Origin of the sequence: Pollutimonas thiosulfatoxidans, assembly GCF_004022565.1 — a bacterium.
Classification (GTDB): Bacteria; Pseudomonadota; Gammaproteobacteria; order Burkholderiales; family Burkholderiaceae_B; genus Pusillimonas_D; species Pusillimonas_D thiosulfatoxidans.
Genome location: NZ_CP022987.1, coordinates 738,152 through 755,181 on the forward strand (window position 1 = coordinate 738,152; position 17,030 = coordinate 755,181).

19 protein-coding genes are annotated in these 17,030 nt (G+C 57.8%); 13 read left to right on the forward strand and 6 right to left on the reverse strand.

Annotated features, from left to right (window positions below; genetic code table 11):
* Nucleotides 1-187 precede the first annotated feature (187 nt).
* Nucleotides 188-316: an entericidin A/B family lipoprotein gene (locus CKA81_RS03595; RefSeq protein ID WP_128354081.1), complete on the forward strand. Its 129-nt coding sequence runs from the start codon at nt 188-190 to the stop codon at nt 314-316.
* 57 nt (nt 317-373) lie between these two features.
* Here CKA81_RS03595 and CKA81_RS03600 read toward each other — a convergent pair whose 3' ends face one another.
* Nucleotides 374-1,549 (reverse strand): MFS transporter, encoded by a 1,176-nt coding sequence (locus tag CKA81_RS03600; protein ID WP_128354082.1) that lies wholly within the window; start codon nt 1,547-1,549, stop codon nt 374-376.
* Nucleotides 1,550-1,665: 116 nt separating this feature from the next.
* On the opposite strand from CKA81_RS03600, the gene CKA81_RS03605 reads away from it, so the two are divergent.
* Nucleotides 1,666-1,908 (forward strand): AbrB/MazE/SpoVT family DNA-binding domain-containing protein, encoded by a 243-nt coding sequence (locus tag CKA81_RS03605; RefSeq protein ID WP_128354083.1) that lies wholly within the window; start codon nt 1,666-1,668, stop codon nt 1,906-1,908.
* Nucleotides 1,905-2,300, forward strand: a complete 396-nt coding sequence (locus CKA81_RS03610) for a PIN domain-containing protein (protein ID WP_128354084.1) — start codon at nt 1,905-1,907, stop codon at nt 2,298-2,300. The genes CKA81_RS03605 and CKA81_RS03610 overlap by 4 nt, the downstream gene beginning before the upstream one ends.
* A 3-nt stretch (nt 2,301-2,303) precedes the next feature.
* On the opposite strand, the gene CKA81_RS03615 is transcribed toward CKA81_RS03610, so the two are convergent.
* On the reverse strand, nt 2,304-3,272 hold the full coding sequence (locus CKA81_RS03615; protein ID WP_128354085.1) for an AraC family transcriptional regulator: 969 nt from the start codon (nt 3,270-3,272) through the stop codon (nt 2,304-2,306).
* Between the two features lie 171 nt (nt 3,273-3,443).
* Here CKA81_RS03615 and CKA81_RS03620 point away from each other — a divergent pair, with 171 nt between their 5' ends.
* The 9 genes from CKA81_RS03620 (at nt 3,444) to CKA81_RS03660 (ending at nt 13,337) form a co-directional block, all read left to right on the forward strand.
* The gene (locus tag CKA81_RS03620) at nt 3,444-4,784 is read left to right on the forward strand and encodes a tetratricopeptide repeat protein (protein WP_128354086.1); all 1,341 of its coding nucleotides are present in this window, start codon (nt 3,444-3,446) and stop codon (nt 4,782-4,784) included.
* 284 nt (nt 4,785-5,068) lie between these two features.
* Nucleotides 5,069-6,127 (forward strand): MFS transporter, encoded by a 1,059-nt coding sequence (locus CKA81_RS03625; RefSeq protein ID WP_237183404.1) that lies wholly within the window; start codon nt 5,069-5,071, stop codon nt 6,125-6,127.
* A 25-nt stretch (nt 6,128-6,152) separates the two neighbouring features.
* Complete coding sequence (locus CKA81_RS03630) at nt 6,153-7,409, forward strand: amidohydrolase family protein (RefSeq protein WP_128354087.1); 1,257 nt, start codon at nt 6,153-6,155, stop codon at nt 7,407-7,409.
* A gap of 299 nt (nt 7,410-7,708) precedes the next feature.
* Complete coding sequence (locus CKA81_RS03635) at nt 7,709-9,493, forward strand: IlvD/Edd family dehydratase (RefSeq protein WP_164878445.1); 1,785 nt, start codon at nt 7,709-7,711, stop codon at nt 9,491-9,493.
* A gap of 32 nt (nt 9,494-9,525) precedes the next feature.
* Complete coding sequence (locus CKA81_RS03640; RefSeq protein WP_128354088.1) at nt 9,526-10,335, forward strand: transporter substrate-binding domain-containing protein; 810 nt, start codon at nt 9,526-9,528, stop codon at nt 10,333-10,335.
* A gap of 97 nt (nt 10,336-10,432) precedes the next feature.
* Nucleotides 10,433-11,131, forward strand: a complete 699-nt coding sequence (locus tag CKA81_RS03645) for an amino acid ABC transporter permease (protein ID WP_128354089.1) — start codon at nt 10,433-10,435, stop codon at nt 11,129-11,131.
* Nucleotides 11,128-11,778, forward strand: a complete 651-nt coding sequence (locus CKA81_RS03650; protein ID WP_128354090.1) for an amino acid ABC transporter permease — start codon at nt 11,128-11,130, stop codon at nt 11,776-11,778. The genes CKA81_RS03645 and CKA81_RS03650 overlap by 4 nt, the downstream gene beginning before the upstream one ends.
* Nucleotides 11,765-12,508, forward strand: a complete 744-nt coding sequence (locus tag CKA81_RS03655; RefSeq protein ID WP_128354091.1) for an amino acid ABC transporter ATP-binding protein — start codon at nt 11,765-11,767, stop codon at nt 12,506-12,508. The genes CKA81_RS03650 and CKA81_RS03655 overlap by 14 nt, the downstream gene beginning before the upstream one ends.
* Before the next feature lie 13 nt (nt 12,509-12,521).
* Nucleotides 12,522-13,337 (forward strand): MBL fold metallo-hydrolase, encoded by an 816-nt coding sequence (locus tag CKA81_RS03660; RefSeq protein WP_128354092.1) that lies wholly within the window; start codon nt 12,522-12,524, stop codon nt 13,335-13,337.
* Nucleotides 13,338-13,495: 158 nt separating this feature from the next.
* On the opposite strand, the gene CKA81_RS17220 is transcribed toward CKA81_RS03660, so the two are convergent.
* From CKA81_RS17220 to CKA81_RS03675, 4 genes are read right to left on the reverse strand one after another with little or no spacing between them, the layout of a single operon-like run.
* Nucleotides 13,496-13,678, reverse strand: coding sequence for a hypothetical protein (locus tag CKA81_RS17220; protein WP_228255776.1), 183 nt, complete (start codon nt 13,676-13,678; stop codon nt 13,496-13,498).
* Complete coding sequence (locus tag CKA81_RS17225; RefSeq protein WP_228255777.1) at nt 13,657-13,884, reverse strand: amino acid permease; 228 nt, start codon at nt 13,882-13,884, stop codon at nt 13,657-13,659. The genes CKA81_RS17220 and CKA81_RS17225 overlap by 22 nt, the downstream gene beginning before the upstream one ends.
* Before the next feature lie 37 nt (nt 13,885-13,921).
* The gene (locus CKA81_RS03670) at nt 13,922-15,508 is read right to left on the reverse strand and encodes a serine hydrolase (protein ID WP_164878333.1); all 1,587 of its coding nucleotides are present in this window, start codon (nt 15,506-15,508) and stop codon (nt 13,922-13,924) included.
* 19 nt (nt 15,509-15,527) lie between these two features.
* Nucleotides 15,528-16,277: a carbonic anhydrase gene (locus CKA81_RS03675; protein ID WP_128354094.1), complete on the reverse strand. Its 750-nt coding sequence runs from the start codon at nt 16,275-16,277 to the stop codon at nt 15,528-15,530.
* Nucleotides 16,278-16,440: 163 nt separating this feature from the next.
* Here CKA81_RS03675 and CKA81_RS03680 point away from each other — a divergent pair, with 163 nt between their 5' ends.
* A complete protein-coding gene (locus CKA81_RS03680; protein ID WP_128354095.1) occupies nt 16,441-16,977 on the forward strand; it encodes a DUF2058 domain-containing protein in 537 nt (178 codons plus the stop codon).
* Nucleotides 16,978-17,030: the final 53 nt, after the last annotated feature.

Sequence of the window (17,030 nt, forward strand, 5' to 3'; positions counted from 1 at the left end):
TGATACGGCAAGGCGAGGCCCACGCCCAGCGCCCGCACGGCGCGACGACGCGCCCGTGCGTCACGATGGTGCACGGTTCTCAGTTATTGAAGGGCTTTGCCTTGTATCGGTGCGCCGCGGGAGTAGCGCTCGATGCGGGTCTGGAACTTGCTACTGCCTCAAGGCTACTTTTATCTAGGAGACGAAAATGAAGACGAGTGCATGGTTCGCGTTTGTATTGGCCCTTGCCGCAGGCTTGGCGGGTTGCAACACGATGCAAGGCGCAGGAGAAGACATCGAGCGCGGAGGAGAGAAGATACAAGAACAAGCCAGGTGATAGTGGCCAGCACTGCTCTAAGTATTGTGGCGGCCCAGGATCACCCTGGGCCGACGTCTATCGTTGTGCCACAGCGGTCAGGCGTTGCCGCGCCATCCACCATAGCGCCATCGAGATGACGAGCAAAGGTACCAGGGAGCCCAGATTGATCCACATCCAGCCTTGGGTGGTAATCAGTACGCCTGACGCGAACGAGCTGACGGCAACGCAAGTGAATACGCAGAAGTCCATGGCGCCCTGAGCCTTGTTCTTTTCATCGGGATGATAGGCCTCCGTCAGCAGGGTGCTGCCACCTATATATAGGAAGTTCCAGCCCACGCCCAGGGTCAGCAGCGCGATGGTGAACTGCATCAGGCTGATCCCGGACAAGGCGATGGCCACGCAAATAAACATCAGGGCAACACCGGTGCCCATGATGGGCAGCACACCGAACCGCTTGATCAGATGCCCAGTAAAGAAACTGGGAAGAAACATGCCCAGCACATGCAGCTCGAGCACGATGGCAATATTGCCGAAGGGGTGGGCGTGCATTTGCATGGCCAGCGGCGTGGCTGCCATCAGCAGGTTCATCACAGCGTAGCCCAGCGATGCCCCCGCTACAGCCACCAGAAACACCGGTTGCCGGGCGATGTTCCGCAGGGACCGCCCCGTCGATGTGCCCGGCGCTGGAGCGATGTGGCGCGGAAAATCAATACACGTCATGATCAACAATGACAGCAAGGCCACTACTATCAGGGCCAGGTAGGCGCCCACAAAAGGTGTGGGCAACAGACTGCGCGTGATGTTGGCCAAATTGGGTCCGACCACAGCGCCCACGATGCCGCCTGCCAGCACCAGGGAAATCGCCTTTTCCTTGTAGCTAGGCGCAGCCAGTTCCGGTGCGGCGAAGCGATACAGCGAGGCGTTGGCGCTGTAGTAGCCGGCGATGAATGTCGCCGTCACGAGCAGCCAGAACTGGCCAGTCGCCGCCGCCCAGGCGCAGATCCCCGCCGATACGGCTGCCACCACCAATCCGATCTGGAAAGAGCGCTTGCGCCCCAGTTGTCGTTGCGACCGGGCCACTGGGCCGGTGGATAGGGCGGCACCGACTACATAGGCCGTTACCGGCAGCGTCGCGAGCCAGCTTAGCGGCGCAAGCGCCAGCCCCACCAGACCATTGATGGCAATGAAGGTGACGTTGTTGGTCAGGAACAGACCCTGGCAGAGCGCCAGCAGGAAAAGTTTGCGATTCATGTAGTCAACGGCTTTCTAGAAACGGCGATGATACCGCCAACTGAGAACCGTGCATCGTAGCAGTCGGAACTTGACATGCCTCCGCGCCTTACCTTAAGGTAAGGAATGGAGGGCTTATGACTACAGCAACACTTACATCAAAAGGGCAAATCACTGTCCCGGCGCAAGTTCGGCATGACCTTAAGGTCGGTGCCGGCGACCGCGTCGAATTCCTTCAGATAGCGCCTGGGCGCTACGAATTCGTTGCGCTCACACGTAGTGTCACGGAGCTTAAAGGCATGTTCGGCAAACCCGGGAAGTCTGTAACGATTGAAGACATGAACAAAGCTATTGCGCAACGGGGCGCTGCTGCCCGATGATAGGCCTCGATACCAATGTTCTGGTTCGCTACATCATGCAGGACGACCCCAAGCAGTCCAGCAAGGCAAGCGTCTTGATTGAATCCCTGGATACTGACAGCCCCGGGTTTGTTGCCTTGGTGTCTGTCGTCGAGGTGTATTGGGTGTTGACTGCGTGCTTTGATCTCTCGGCCAAGCAGGCAGCGCAGGCACTCGAGGTTCTTCTTCGCAGCAGGCAGTTAGTCGTCGAGCAGGCCGATCAAGTGTTCCGGGCTTTGCGCATATTCGAAGCGGGAAAAGTTGATTTCGCAGATTGCCTGATCGAAAGATCCGCAGCGGCGGCGGGTTGTGCACAAACCATGACTTTCGACGTTAGTGCGGCTCGGCATGCCGGCATGGTCTTGCTTCATTAGGTCTCAATGTTGATCGCCGCTGGCCTTGCTGCGGCGCCATGCCGCAGGCGGGGCGCCGTACATACGCCTGAACGCCCGATTGAACGCCGCCTCGGATTCATAGCCAGACTCGTAGGCAACACGCGCAATCGCGACGGACGACTGCAGCAATCGTAAAGACGCCTGTTCCAGCCGCCGGTGCGCAAGATAGCGCATGGGCGGCTCGCCCAGCGCACGCGTAAACCGCTCGGCAAATGAAGATCGGCACAGGCCTATTTGTCGCGCCAGCGATTCCGTCGTCCAGTGCTCGTACATGCGCTTATGCATCAGCACCAGCGCCCGCCCAATCAGCAGGTCATGCATGCCGGCCACGGCGGCCGTGCGCGACTCCGGGTGCAAGGCGAAATAGCGGCGCACGGCCTCAAAGAACAGCAGTTCGGCCATCCTGCTCAGCGCCGCGCTTGAGTCGGCGTGGCGGTTGTTCGACTCTTGTATGGCAAACCGGAATGTGCTTTCCACCCAACTGGCTGCAGTCCAGTCGTCTGCGCCCAGCTTGAGGATCTCCGGCAGCATGCCAGTCAGGGCCAGGTTTTCCGTGGCGCTGCCCAGGAAACCGCAAATCATTTGAGTGCTTGCTCCGCCACCACCATAGGTGATATGTGCCATGCTGCTGTCGCCATCCTGACGGATAAGGCCTTCTGCCGAAACAGGCGGGATGGTAGCGGCGCTGGCCAGTATATGGGGGTTATTGCGCGGCAGGATGACCAGATCGCCGTGCTTCAAATCGGTGCTCGTGCCACTGTCCAGCAGGAGCATGCAGCGTCCGGCTGTGATCAGGTGATAGGCAATGATTTGCCTGGGCATGGGCATGAAAGGCGTGCAATCGTCAGGCGAGACATGGGCTTTGATAGACCAGGGGGCTGTGAAGTGGGCCTCAAGAAAGACTGCGCCCGTCAGGCGCATGCTCTGCAAGACATCGGAAATTGTATCCATGGGGAAACACTCGCGATATTGACGGCGCTTCGATCAAGAGTTCCGGCGTCTTGCGCATAGGCCACGCCATCCTCCAGTTTTACACTCATTTCGCACCACTGCATAGCTTACGGCAGCTTGGTGCGCAAGCGGCATCACACCTCCAATGTATGTTTTTAAGGATGAAGATCCATGATTCATGACAAGCAGGGCAATACCCTTTCCGGTGCGACGAGAGAGGCGGCTGATTACTTCGATAACGCTGTTGCATCGTTCAATATTTATCGTGGCGACCCGGTTGCCGAGATAGACAAGGCCATTCATGCCGCGCCTGATTTCCCGATGGCGCATATGCTGAAAGCGCATCTGTTCGCTTTGGCCACCGAGCCCGACCTGACGGCGGCCGCTGCGGGTATCCTGCGCCAGGTAAAAGCCCTGCGCCTTTCCGAGCGCGAGGCATCGCATGCCCATGCGCTGGATCTGTTGCTGGCAGGGCAATGGACCGCTGCGGCTCAAGCGCTGGACCTGCATAACAGTCGATATCCGTTGGATATCCTGGCCTTGCAGTCGGGCCACATCATTGATTTCTATCGCGCCAGCGCGCGCGACTTGCGCGACCGCCCGGCGCGGGTGCTGCCACAGTGGTCAACCGACGTACCGGGGTATTCGATCGTACTGGGCATGTACGCGTTTGGCCTCGAAGAGGCGGGCGACTATGCGCGCGCCGAAGATATCGGCCGCCATGCCGTGGCGCTGCAGCCCCTGGATTGCTGGGCTCATCATGCTGTTGCCCACGTGCTGGAGATGCAAGGGCGTGCGCAGGAAGGCATAGCGTGGATGCAGCAGAACGAGGCCAACTGGTCCGGCAGCGACAATTTCTTTCAGGGGCACAACTGGTGGCATTACGCCGTGTACTTGATAGAGATGGAAGACGGTGCCCAGGCCCTGCGGCTTTACGATGAGCGTATCGCCGCGAACAACAGCATGGTCGCGCTGGATCTGGTCGATGCATCAGCCATGCTTTGGCGGCTTACGCTGGCCGGTATCGACGTTCAGGATCGGTGGGCCTCGGTGGCAGATCGGTGGCAAGCGCATGCGGATGGCCGCTCTTACCCTTTCAATGACTGGCACGCGATCATGGCGAATCTGGGCGCCGGGCGCGGAGACGAGGTCGATCGAATCTTGCATTTGTTGCGTCAGGCCGGCGCGGGTGGTAGCGGCGAGCCTCAGGAATGGACGCGGCGCTATGGCCTGCCGCTGTCTGAAGGCTTTGTTGCATTCTGGCGCAAGGATTACGCGACCGCGGTGCAGCGGCTGCGCGGCGCCCGCTTGATTGCCAACGCATTTGGCGGCAGTCATGCCCAGCGCGACATCATAGACCTGACTCTGATCGAGGCCGCGTTGCGAGGTGGCGACCGGTACTTCGCACGGGCCCTGGCTTATGAGCGCTGCGCCCTGAAGCCAGGCGCACGCATGAATCGTGACTTCCTGATTCGCGGCGAAAGCGAGTCGCCCTTGTGCGCGGTGGGGTAACAGGCAGCGTGTTGGCAGTTCTAGCTTAAAGCCATGTAAAGGCCCGGCTCAGCCGGGCCTTAGTCATTGTTGATCTAGATCAAGGAAGCGTTCAAATTAATAATTACCAGGGAATACCCTGATAGAGTGTATTGCTGACATCAATTGGGGGCGTCGTGTCCAGTCTTTCCAAAATTAGCCCCGTGGGGCGCGAATACACATCCTGGTTCATCTTTGGTCTTATGGCCAGTGTGACCTTCGTTGGCATCCTGTCTGAACTAGTCCCTTCCGGAGTCCTGCCGCAAATGGCCACCGGCCTTGGCATCGAAGAAAGCCAAGTGGGATTTTTGGTGGGCGTCTATGCACTGGCCTCGGCGGTTTGCGCTATTCCGCTAATCAGCCTGACCCTGGCAGTCAACCGGAAAACGCTATTGCTGGTTTTGCTGATTGGCTTTGCAATTTCCAACATCGTTGTGGGCCTGGCCTCTTCTTATTCCGTCATCGTCGCTATGCGCATTGTTGGTGGCATTTGCGCCGGCATCATGTGGCCCATGATCGCCGCCTACGGCACGGCGCTGGTTCCCGAGGACATGCAAGGCAAAGCGATCACCATCATCATGGCCGGTAATACTTTCGGGATCAGCCTGGGTTTGCCGTTCATGACCTTCATCGGGACGGAGCTTGGATGGCGGACGGAATTCGTTTCCCTTGGCGTCATCGTTGCGGTCATTGCTCTACTGTCGGCCAAGTATCTCCCCTCAGTAAAGGGAGAAAAACTCACTGGAAGCAATTCGCCCTTTGCGGTGCTGAAGATCCCGGCGGTCCTGATCGTCTTGCTGCTGACTTTTCTTTCCGTGATGGCACACTACGGGACCTATACCTACATCACCTTGCTGGTCCAAAGCCTCGACTTTTTCGGCGGCATCAGTGTGGCACTACTCATCTTCGGTATTGGTTCTGTCATTTCAGTATTGTTGTCCGCCAGAATCATCGATACGTATTTGCGCGGCTTGATCGTCAGCATGCTGACCTGCGGTGCCGTCGCCATGCTGCTGTTTGTCTTTTTCGGCGGAGCCAACGGCGTCTCTCATCTGGCGTTTTTCTTGTGGGGCCTGGCCTTTGGTCCGCTCGTCACGATGTATCAAACCGCCGTGAGCAAACAGGTTGCGCATGCCAAAGCCGTGGCAACTTCCGTGCAATCCAGTGTCTTTAACCTGTCCATCATGATGGCGACCTGGATAGGTGGCTTGATCCTGGTTCACCTGCCGCAAGTTGGCGTCAGCGGGATCGTCTATCTGTCCATTATCTGCTTCGTGCCCGCCATGATTATCGCCTTCCTGGCAAGGCGCACCCTGGCCTCGTGACGGGCCACTTTACAAGGATATGAATATGAAAAAATTTATCAATGCGAACATCTATCGGAATACCGAGGCAAGTGAGATCCTTGTTGAGAACGGGGCCATTCGTGCAATAGGTCGAGGCCTGCCCAAGGCGGACGAGGAAATCGACTTGAAGGGACGCCTGGTAGTGCCGCCCTATGTGGATGCCCACCTTCATCTGGACTATGTCTACACCGGTCGTAATGAAGGGGCGGAGAACGACACCGGCACCTTGTTCGAGGGGATCGCCCGTTGGCACGATGTGAAGAAGCACCAAACTTTCGAAGATGCCAAAGCGCGCGCGTTAAAGGGGATCGAAGAAGAGGTTTCCAAGGGGGTCCAATTCATACGCACCCACATCGACGTGGACGATCCGAAGCTTACAGGTCTGAAGGCCATGCTGGAGTTGCGCGAGCAGCTGAAGGACAAGGTCACCATCCAGATCGTTGCTTTCCCACAGGAAGGCATGTACGCCTATAAGGGCGGTGACGAGATGGTGGAAGAGGCATTGAAGATGGGTGCCGACTGCGTGGGCAGTATCCCGCATTTCGAGTGGGCTCGCGAGATCGGCGAAAAATCCATCCACAAAACTGTGGAGCTGGCCATCAAGTACGACAAGCTCATTGATGTGCATTGCGACGAAACCGATGATGTCATGAGCCGTTTTGTCGAGCTGCTGAACGCGCTGGCCATGTCTGAAGGGATAGGCTCCCGCACCGCTGCCAGCCATACTTGCTCCTTCGGCTCAGCCGATAATGCCTATGCTTTCCGCATGATGGGCTTGTTTCAAAAATCGGGCCTGAACTTCATTTCATTGCCCACCGAGAACGCTTACCTGCAAGGCCGACAGGACAGCTATCCGAAGCGCCGCGGTCTGACTCGCGTAAAGGAACTGTGGGAGAGCGGTGTGAACGTATGCTTCGGCCAGGATTCGATTAACGATCCCTGGTACCCGGCGGGCAATGGCAACCTTATGAATATTCTCGATAACGGCATCCATCTGGCTCAGACCATGTCGTTCCAGCAACTGGACACTTGCATCGATTTAATCACCTACAACGGCGCCAAAACCTTGAACATCGAAGAGCAATACGGCCTGGAAGTGGGCAAGCCAGCCAACTTCCTGGTGCTGGACGCGGACAGCCCGTTCGAGGCGGTGCGCCAGCGAGCCGATGTGCTGGCGTCCATACGCAACGGCGAGTACTTGTTCAAGAAGCCCGACCCGAGCTATGACATAGCACTGGATTTGCTGCGCCCAACCAGATAGTCATGCGGGGCGCGAATTACTGGCCGCCTGATGCCCCTGTCGCCCCCGGTGCGCCAGGGGCATCTTTAGGTTAGCGAGCTATTTTCATATAAGAATCCTTTTTTTACCTGCAAAAGAATAACGGGCGGAAGGAGGCGCTACAACGATCGCAACGAGGACTTCGTTAAGGGAATGTACTAGGTCATCGGTTTATTGATTGACGCAGCCGAGTGGCAACCTATAGTATTTACTGAATCAATGAAATTACTTTTTACCCATGAATTCCCTGGGCATAAGAGTAAACCGTGCTTGAGGACACTATGGACAGCAACACATCAAAGCCCATGCGCTTTCGGTCCCGCGACTGGTTCGACAACCCAGATCACCTCGACATGACCGCGCTTTATCTTGAGCGCTTCATGAACTACGGCACCACCCCAGAAGAACTGCGCTCTGGCAAGCCTATTATCGGCATCGCCCAAACCGGCAGCGATCTCTCCCCCTGCAATCGTGTTCATCTGGATCTGGTCAGACGAGTGCGTGACGGCATCCGCGACGCTGGCGGCATCCCGATGGAGTTTCCTACCCATCCCATTTTTGAGAATTGCAAGCGCCCCACGGCAGCCCTCGATCGCAACCTCACTTACCTGAGTCTGGTCGAAGTGCTGTATGGCTATCCCATAGATGCCGTGGTCCTGACCACCGGCTGCGATAAAACCACGCCCGCTGCCCTGATGGCTGCCGCCACGGTCGACATCCCGGCCATCGTGTTGTCTGGGGGGCCCATGCTGGACGGCTGGCACGATGGCAAGCTGGTCGGATCGGGCACGGTTATCTGGCAATCGCGGCGCAAGCTTGCTGCCGGCGAGATCGACGAGGAAGAGTTCCTGGAAGCAGCGCTGGCGTCGGCACCATCGGTAGGGCACTGCAACACCATGGGAACGGCATCGTCCATGAATTCCATGGCCGAGGCCCTCGGCATGTCGCTGACAGGCAGCGCCATGATACCCGCGCCTTATCGCGAACGTCCTCAATCTGCCTTCCAGACGGGCAAGCGCATTGTCGTGATGGCCTATGAAGATTTGCGGCCCTCCAAGATCATGACGCGCAGCGCCTTCCTGAATGCCATTAAGGTCAATGCGGCGCTGGGTGGATCGACCAACGTGCAGCCGCATTTGACCGCCATTGCCCGACACGTAGGCGTCGAGTTGCTGTCGAACGATTGGCAGGATCATGGACACGACATTCCGTTGCTGGCCAACGTACAGCCGGCCGGGGCCTACCTGAGCGAGCGCTTTCATCGCGCCGGGGGCGTGCCGGCAATCATGTGGGAGCTTTTGCAGGCCGGCAAGCTGGACGGCGATTGCCTGACGGTAACCGGTCGAACCATGGCGGAAAACCTGGCAGGCCGAGAAAGCCATGATCGCGAGGTCATCAAGCCTTTCGCCCAGCCGATGAAGACAGAAGCGGGCTTCATGGTGCTTAGCGGTAATTTGTTTGACTTTGCCATCATGAAAACCAGCGTTATCTCGGACGCGTTCAAGGCCCGTTATTTGTCGCGCCTGGGCGACGAGAATGCCTTCGAGGGCAGAGCAGTGGTGTTCGAAGGCTCGGAAGACTACCACGCCCGCATTAACGATCCGGAACTCGAAATCGACGAGGACTCAATACTGGTCATCCGCGGGGCAGGCCCCGTGGGCTGGCCAGGGTCGGCCGAGGTCGTCAATATGCAGCCGCCCGATGCCTTGCTAAAACGGGGCATCAACAGTTTGCCCACCATAGGCGACGGCCGACAATCGGGCACTGCCGACAGCCCTTCCATCTTGCATGCCTCACCCGAAAGCGCGGTGGGCGGCGGCCTGGGGCTGTTGCACACCGGTGACCGTATCCGTGTCGATATCGGCAAGGGCACATGCAATGTCATGCTGTCTGATGAAGAGCTGGCTGCACGCCGGGCCAAGTATGTTCCCGTTGTCCGACCTGATGCCACTCCCTGGCAAAAGATTTATCGGGCAACAGTCGGACAGTTATCCGACGGTGCGGTATTGGAGGATGCCATCGAGTTCAAGCAAATCGCAAAAACGCTACCGCGACATAACCATTAGCGGCATGCAATAACACTCTGGAGACAATGAAAATGAGCATTAAAAGATTTATTAGCCGCAAGATTATTCCTTTGGGCTTCGTTGCCGCCTGTGCGCTTATGGCAAGCTCCGTCACGGTTCAGGCTCAAACGGTCAACGAGCTGATCGACAAGGGCAAGATAAAAATCGGAGTGATCAGCGGCCTGCCTCCGTTTGGCAGTATCGACGCCAAAGGAGCGCCGGTAGGCTATGACATCGACGTTGCCAACCTGGTTGGCAAGTACATGGGCTTGCCGGTCGAAATCGTACCCTTGACGCCGCCAGCCCGTATCCCGGCACTGGAGTCAGGCAAGGTTGACTTCCTGGTTGCTACGCTGGCGCCGACGCCCGAACGAGCCAAGGCTGTCATGTTCACCATGCCTTATAACGGCTTCGAGCTGGCTATCGTCGGACCCACAGGTTCCGAATACAAGACGCTGGCTGATCTGGACAACAAGCGGGTGGGCGTCGCGCGCGGTACAACGCAAGACAGCGCCTTGAGTCGCGTGGCATCCAAGTCGACCGAACTGGTTCGCTTCGAAGACGACGCTACCGTAACGCAAGCCTTGTTAAGCAACCAGATCGACGCGATCGCCATTCCCAGCGTTTTGGCCATCGAAATTGCCAAGACGCGCGGTGAAGGCAAAATAGAGATGAAGTTCCCATTCTCTGTGCAACCGAACTCCATGACGGTGCGCAAAGGGGCTTTCGATCTTCAGCGCTGGCTTAACAACTTCATCTACTACGTGAAGCTGAACGGCGAGCTGGACGCGATTTCGCAAAAGTGGGCCGGCACGCCCTTGCCCAATTTGCCCGTGTTCTAAATAGCGCTTCCTTACCCTTGCGCTCTGATGCCCGTTTACGGTCGTTACGTTCCGGTCATGCGGCCGCCTGTGTAGGCGGCCGTGCAAGGAGCAGTAGATGCCTTACGAATTTCAATTCGCGTTTATTTTCGAGCACATGGACAAGCTGCTGTGGGGAGCCCTGCTCACCATACGGCTAAGTGCCTTGTCCATGGTCTGCGGCCTGGCGGTCGGCATTATGGGTGCCATCATCAGCATCCATGGCTCGCGCCTGGCACGCCTTGCGGTCACCTCGTATGTGGAAACCGTAAGAAGTACACCGTTTCTGGTTCAGCTATTCATCATATTTTTTGGCTTGCCCGCGGCCGGCGTCCAGATCAATGCGAACTGGGCTGCGCTGCTGGCGATGACGCTTAATCTGGGCGCATACTCCACCGAGATCGTGCGCGCCGGCATGATGGCCATCCATCCTTCGCAGATCGAAGCTGCACAAGCTTTGGCGATGACGAAGTGGCAGGTGATCCGCCATGTTGTGTTGACGCCTGCCGTAGAGAAAGTGTATCCGGCTCTGGCAAGTCAATTCACCCTCATGATGCTCGCGTCCAGCCTGGTGTCGACCATTTCCGCGGAAGATCTTACGTCGGCTGCCAGCTTGCTGGACGCCCAGACCTTTCGCAGTTTCGAGATCTATTTGGTCGTGATGGGCTTGTATATCGGGTTGGCGCTGTTGTTCCGCTTCAGCTTCTGGGGCATAGGCCTGCTTGTGTTCAAACGCCGGCGTCGCTTGGGCGTGGCAAGGGCAGGGGGTACGGCATGATCGCAGAATTTTCCTGGGACCAGTTTCAGTTTATTGTAGAGGCAGGTCGCTGGACCTTGCTGCTATCGGCGCTGGCATTTGTGTTTGGTGGGCTGGCCGGTTTTGTCGTGGCACTTTTGCGCACCTCCAATACGCGGGCGCTGCGCTTCGTGGCGGCAATCTATATTCAAATCATCCAGGGCACCCCAGTACTGATCATCTTGTTCCTGGCGTTCTATGGGCTGGCAATTTTCGGCTACGAGATGCCACCGATGGTGGCGGCAACTGTCGCGATGACGATTTATTCGGCAGCCTATTTGGGCGACATCTGGCGGGGCTCGATTGAAGCCGTGGCCGTGCCGCAATGGGAGGCCTCGACAGCGCTGGCAATGAACCGCTGGCAGCAATTGCGCTACGTGATCCTGCCCCAAGCCGTCCGCATTTCGCTGCCCCCCACCGTGGGCTTCCTGGTGCAGCTTATCAAGAACACCTCCATAGCCTCCATTATTGGCCTGGTGGAACTGACCCTGGCAGGCAAGCTGGTCAGCAATGCGACTTTCCAGCCCTTCATTGTTTTCCCGGTTGTTGCGGCACTTTATTTTGTGATGTGCTACCCGTTGTCGCGTTTTGGTTTTTTCTTGGAAAGGAAACTGCATGCCCATCGTTGAGATAGATAACATCACCAAGAAATTTGGCGACGTCCAGGTGCTGAACGGGATTTCCTTGTCGGTGGAACGCGGACAGGTCATTGCCATCATAGGGCGCAGCGGCTCTGGCAAGAGCACCATGTTGCGTTGTATCAATGGCCTGGAGATGATCAATAGCGGCAGCATCAAGGTGGCCGGCCATACGCTTACGGCCAACGGTTCTGGTCTGATAGAACTGCGCAAGGACGTCGGCATGGTGTTCCAAAGCTATAACCTGTTTCCTCACTTGACGGTTGAAGAAAACGTCATGCTTTCGCCGCGCATCGTCAAGAAGGTTCCCACTGAAAAGGCCCGCGAAACCGCCATCAAGGTGCTGACCCAGGTGGGCCTGGATCACCGACGAGACGCTTATCCCGAACAGCTGTCGGGGGGCCAGCAGCAGCGCGTGGCTATTGCCAGATCGCTCGCCATGGAGCCACAGGTCATGCTGTTTGACGAAGTCACCTCCGCCCTGGATCCCGAGCTGACGCAGGAAGTGCTGGTTGTCATGGAAGAGCTCGCGCGAGCCGGCATGACCATGCTGCTGGTCACTCACGAGATGGAATTCGCGCGCAACATGGCCGACATCACGGTGTTCATGCACGAAGGTAAAATATGGGAGGCAGCACCTTCAGAAGCATTCTTTGCCAGCCCCCAAACGCCCGAGGCACGACAGTTCATTGGTGCTGGAAAATCAAGCCGGGCGGGTTAAGACGGAGACGCCGATGCCGATCGCTATTTGCAGTACTTGCGGAACTTCCTACCCCGATACCCCGCAGCCGCCCAAGCATTGTGTTATTTGCGAAGAAGAACGTCAGTACGTACCCGCCAGCGGGCAATCCTGGACCGAGCCCGATGCCCTGGCAAGTGGACACGCCAACTCTTGGCGCCTGCTCGAGCCCGGCCTGTTTTCCATTCATACCCAGCCGGGCTTTGCCATCGGCCAGCGCGCGCTGCTTGTGCGTACACCCGCAGGTAACGTGCTGTGGGATTGCCTGACGCTGCTGGACGAGGCCACCACCGCCATCATCGAGGCGCTGGGTGGGCTGAGCGCCATTGCGATTTCACATCCGCATTACTACACCTGCATGCAGGACTGGGCCCAGGCGTTCGATTGCCCCATCTATCTGCATGCGGCCGACCAAGAGTGGGTCATGCGGCCCGACCCGCACATCCGCTTTTGGGAAGGCGAGACCCACGGGTTGGCCGGCGGCCTGACCTTGATCCGGCTGGGCGGGCACTTTCCGGGCGGTACCGTGCTTCATTGGCCCAGTGGCGCAAATCACGGCGGAGCCTTACTTAGCGGAGATATCGTCGGTGTTGCGGCAGACACTGCACGCGTGTCATTTCTTTGGAGCTATCCCAACATGATGCCCTTGTCGGGCAACACCGTAGCTCGCATTGCGCTAACTTTGGAATCATGGAAGTTTGAGCGCATCTACGGCGCTTTCCCAGGCAGGGAGACTCTACAGGACGGCAACCAAGTGGTTCAGCGTTCGGCAAGGCGTTATATTGAACTGCTGCAGAACGACCAGGCCTGAAGGGGCGATTCAGGTTCAGGTGGCCGTGGCCCGTCTTTCCAGCCACAGTAAAGGCAGGCCCGCAAGCAATACGACCAAGCCCAATAATGCCCCGGTACCAGCATACAGAATGCTGGACCAGCATAAGGCCAGGCAGCTTAGCGCAAACAAAATGGGCGTCAGCGGATATAGCGGCACACGAAACGGTCTTGGACGGTTCTTGTCCCGCCGCCGCAGCACCACCAGTGCATCAAGTCGGCGCCCACCGCGTGGGTGGCCCTGAGCCCTTGCAGTCCGAAGATGCGCAAGTAAACATAGTTGACCAGCAGATACACCACCGTCACCAGCACCGACCCTGCCATGCCGCTACAGGGGACACCGCAGCGGTGGAGCCCGAGACCGTCAGGCCGACCGGTGCACCCCAAGCCCTGACCAGAAAGTTAGATTCGCCCCCCGAATCGGGATAGGTGCTGCCAAGTTCCGCGTAGCACATGGCACCTATCAGCATGACCAGGCCGCCGGCCAACCACAAGCCCATATGGGCAAGCGCGTCAGCGATCCGGTTCACGCTTTGCGCGTGTCGGGATGGCTTGCCGGGGGCGGGTTTATGGTGTGGATCTTCTATGCCAGGTCGCCAGCCCGTTCTGGTCCAGGTAATTGACGGCGAACGCATTGATCTTGTTGTCGTCCATTAAGAAACTTACTGACGATTGCGAGCCAGGCGGTGCGTTTTCGGTCTGGGGCGTCACCGCGAAAGTGTCGGCGTTCCAATGACTCATGGTCAAGCGTTGCTTGCCGGGGCCGATAATCAATGCCAGAGTATCGTCTTCAAGGACGATACGGGCGGTGCCAAAGTATGCATTCTCGTAATAGCCGGTGTAGGCCTGCAGGGGTTGTGCAGGTAGCGGGTCTTCAGGCCTCGTCTTGCCGGCCAAGTCGCCTTCTGGATCATAGAAATCCATCATGTTGGCATGGTAGGCGCCATACCAATCGCGTAGCGGTTTGCCGAACTGAACCATATCCATGAAACTCGCGTTAATGCTCTCGGGCACGCCCACTGGTGAGCCGTTCGTCAAGACGACAATGCCCACGCCCGCCGCCGGAAGAATCTGGAATGCCGTGCCGGCGCCAAGCAGGAAAGCGCCAGAGTGGCCAAAGGTGGTGTGTCCACCGGCAGTGGTCCCAACATTGAAGCCGTAGCCATAAAACTGGGAACGCGCGAGCGGCGTGCGGGGCGGGCCACTGAGCGAGCGCGGGCTTAACGCGGCCAGAAGAGACGCGGGCGTAGCCAAGGGCTTGCCCTGATGTTTTCCGTCAGCAAGTAGGAACTTCATCCACTTGGCGAGGTCCAGTACATTTGACGACACGCCGCCAGCCGGCGCCTGAGCATCAGGATCGCGATCGTATAGCGGCTGAAACGTGCCTCCTTCATAGGCATGTAGTACCGCCCGATTTTCGCGGGCCACGTAATCAGCATGCAGTGTGCTGGTGGACTGCATCCCCAACGGCTCGAATAGCGTCTCTGCCGCCAACTTTTCCCACGGCTTGTTGGCGGCCGCGGCCACCGCTACAGCGGCAATGGTCGTACCAAAATTGGCGTAATGGTATGAGTTGCGAAACGCATCAAGGGGCAGCTGACTCAAGCGCTCGATCACTTGCTCGCGACCATAGCCCAAGTCTTCCAGCTCGTCACCCGCGGCCAATGGCAGGCCGCTGCGGTGTGCCATGAAGTCCCCAATAGTCGCGTGCGCGGTGACGTAGGGATCGCTTAGCTTGAACTTCGGAAGATAGCGCAGCACCGGGTCGTCCCAGGACACTACATCCTTGGTCACCGCCATGGCAATCACTGTAGCGGTCAGCGATTTGGATATCGATGCGATTTGAAACACGGTGGAAGGATCAACCGGTTCGTGCCGGCCCATCTGTCGCACACCAAATCCTTGAGCAAAAATGGTCTTGCCTTCGTGTACAACCGCTACCGCCGCGCCGGGCACTCCACTGCGTTCGAGAGTGTTGTTGACCAATTCCGGCAGAGCCGCAAGCGCCGTGGTCAAGCCGTGATCGGCCAGTGCAATAGCGTCCAACGCGGGCTCGGCACCCGCTTTCACCGTCGGTTCGTACGCATGGGCAGGCGCCATCAGAGCTAGCGTTATCGCGAGCGTAAGTGCATAAAAATCAAAGTGAGGTCTCATAGTGGTGATGTCCTGGTGCTTATGCGACGAGGTCGACTTTTCCGGTCTCCAGATCGTAGAGGCCGCCGATAACCCGGATCCTGCTGTTCTGGAAAGCATTGCTAAGTATGGGTGTGGCTTGTTTCAGGCGCTGCACGTTCTGTTTGATGTTTTCAATGGTCGCCGCCTGAACCAAAGTGTCGGCATGGGCCTGCGCCTGGACTGCGCGCACGGCCGGCATCAGCGCCGTAACCAGCGTCTGTATATGGCCCGGAAATTCGGTTTGCTTTTCCAGTGCACTGACCGTTGCACTCAAGGCGCCGCATCGGGTGTGCCCCAGCACCATAATGAGGGGTGCGTGTAGCACTGCAACGCCGTACTCCAGGCTGGCCAGAAGATCGTTGGTTACATAGTTGCCCGCCACGCGGGTTACGAAAAGATCGCCTCTTTCTTCGTCAAAACATAGCTCCGGGCTAACGCGGGAATCGGCGCAGCTTAAGATGCACGCGTAGGGGTTTTGCCCTCCGGCCAACGCCGCGCGCTCGGAGGAAAAGTCTCGATCGTAGGTGGTTCCAGAGGTGTATCGCCCGTTTCCTTCCATCAAGCGCTCTACGGCTTGATCAGGTGTTAGCGCGTTATCCGGTTTGGGCGGTGGCCGCGATTGAGCAGCCCGGGCAGTGGCAGACATGCCCAGTAAAGAGATCGCTCCCACCATGCTGATGGCAGCGCGCCTGGACGGCGAGCTTGGCGAGTTGCTTGGTTCAGCCCTTCTTGCACATAAATTGCACATGTTCTGGCTCCTTGCTGGCACGTGGACTGGATCAACATCGCGGGTGGTAGGCAGTAAGCATATGCTTCAAAATGGTAATGGTCCACTGGTGCTGCCCCCTATACAATCTGAGCGGGCATCATCATCGCCACTTATCTTCTAGTGCTAAACAGGAGCAACATATATGGTTACGCTGCAAGAGCAGCTTTTGAAAGCGGGCCTGGTCGATAAAAACAAAGCCAAACGGGCCAACCAGGATAAGAGCAAGCAGAAGAAGGTCGAGCGCCGAACCGGCACGCAAAGCGTGGACGAGGCGAAGGTGGCAGCGCTGGAAACCCAACAGAAGAATCTGGAGCGAACGCGCGAGCTCAATGCGCAACGCGTAGAAGCCGCCAAACAGAAGGCGATTGCGGCGCAAATTTCGCAGATGGTGCAGCAGAGTCGCCAGAGCAAGGGGCGTGGCGACATCGCCTATAACTTCACGCACGGCAAGACGATCGAACGGCTGTACGTGTCGGCGGAAGTCCAGGGGCACCTAATAGCTGGGCGTCTTGTGATCATCCGCTTGGGCGATGCGACGGAGCTGGTGCCAAGGATAGTCGCAGATAAAATCGCCGAGCGTGATCCTTCGATTGTTGTTCGGGTGAATAAGACCAGCACGGAGATCGACGAGGATGATCCGTATGCGGCTTTCCAGGTTCCGGATGATTTGATGTGGTGACGGATACTGCCGCGTCTCTCGTCGGCTGCGCTCTTCATTATTAATCCTGAAAT

Coding starts and splice junctions, on each gene's coding strand:
- CKA81_RS03595 (WP_128354081.1), top strand. CDS start 188: ATGAAGACGAGTGCATGGTTCGCGTTTGTATTGGCCCTTGCCGCAGGC.
- CKA81_RS03600 (WP_128354082.1), bottom strand. CDS start 1,549: ATGAATCGCAAACTTTTCCTGCTGGCGCTCTGCCAGGGTCTGTTCCTG.
- CKA81_RS03605 (WP_128354083.1), top strand. CDS start 1,666: ATGACTACAGCAACACTTACATCAAAAGGGCAAATCACTGTCCCGGCG.
- CKA81_RS03610 (WP_128354084.1), top strand. CDS start 1,905: ATGATAGGCCTCGATACCAATGTTCTGGTTCGCTACATCATGCAGGAC.
- CKA81_RS03615 (WP_128354085.1), bottom strand. CDS start 3,272: ATGGATACAATTTCCGATGTCTTGCAGAGCATGCGCCTGACGGGCGCA.
- CKA81_RS03620 (WP_128354086.1), top strand. CDS start 3,444: ATGATTCATGACAAGCAGGGCAATACCCTTTCCGGTGCGACGAGAGAG.
- CKA81_RS03625 (WP_237183404.1), top strand. CDS start 5,069: ATGGCCACCGGCCTTGGCATCGAAGAAAGCCAAGTGGGATTTTTGGTG.
- CKA81_RS03630 (WP_128354087.1), top strand. CDS start 6,153: ATGAAAAAATTTATCAATGCGAACATCTATCGGAATACCGAGGCAAGT.
- CKA81_RS03635 (WP_164878445.1), top strand. CDS start 7,709: ATGGACAGCAACACATCAAAGCCCATGCGCTTTCGGTCCCGCGACTGG.
- CKA81_RS03640 (WP_128354088.1), top strand. CDS start 9,526: ATGAGCATTAAAAGATTTATTAGCCGCAAGATTATTCCTTTGGGCTTC.
- CKA81_RS03645 (WP_128354089.1), top strand. CDS start 10,433: ATGCCTTACGAATTTCAATTCGCGTTTATTTTCGAGCACATGGACAAG.
- CKA81_RS03650 (WP_128354090.1), top strand. CDS start 11,128: ATGATCGCAGAATTTTCCTGGGACCAGTTTCAGTTTATTGTAGAGGCA.
- CKA81_RS03655 (WP_128354091.1), top strand. CDS start 11,765: ATGCCCATCGTTGAGATAGATAACATCACCAAGAAATTTGGCGACGTC.
- CKA81_RS03660 (WP_128354092.1), top strand. CDS start 12,522: ATGCCGATCGCTATTTGCAGTACTTGCGGAACTTCCTACCCCGATACC.
- CKA81_RS17220 (WP_228255776.1), bottom strand. CDS start 13,678: ATGGCAGGGTCGGTGCTGGTGACGGTGGTGTATCTGCTGGTCAACTAT.
- CKA81_RS03670 (WP_164878333.1), bottom strand. CDS start 15,508: ATGAGACCTCACTTTGATTTTTATGCACTTACGCTCGCGATAACGCTA.
- CKA81_RS03675 (WP_128354094.1), bottom strand. CDS start 16,277: ATGTGCAATTTATGTGCAAGAAGGGCTGAACCAAGCAACTCGCCAAGC.
- CKA81_RS03680 (WP_128354095.1), top strand. CDS start 16,441: ATGGTTACGCTGCAAGAGCAGCTTTTGAAAGCGGGCCTGGTCGATAAA.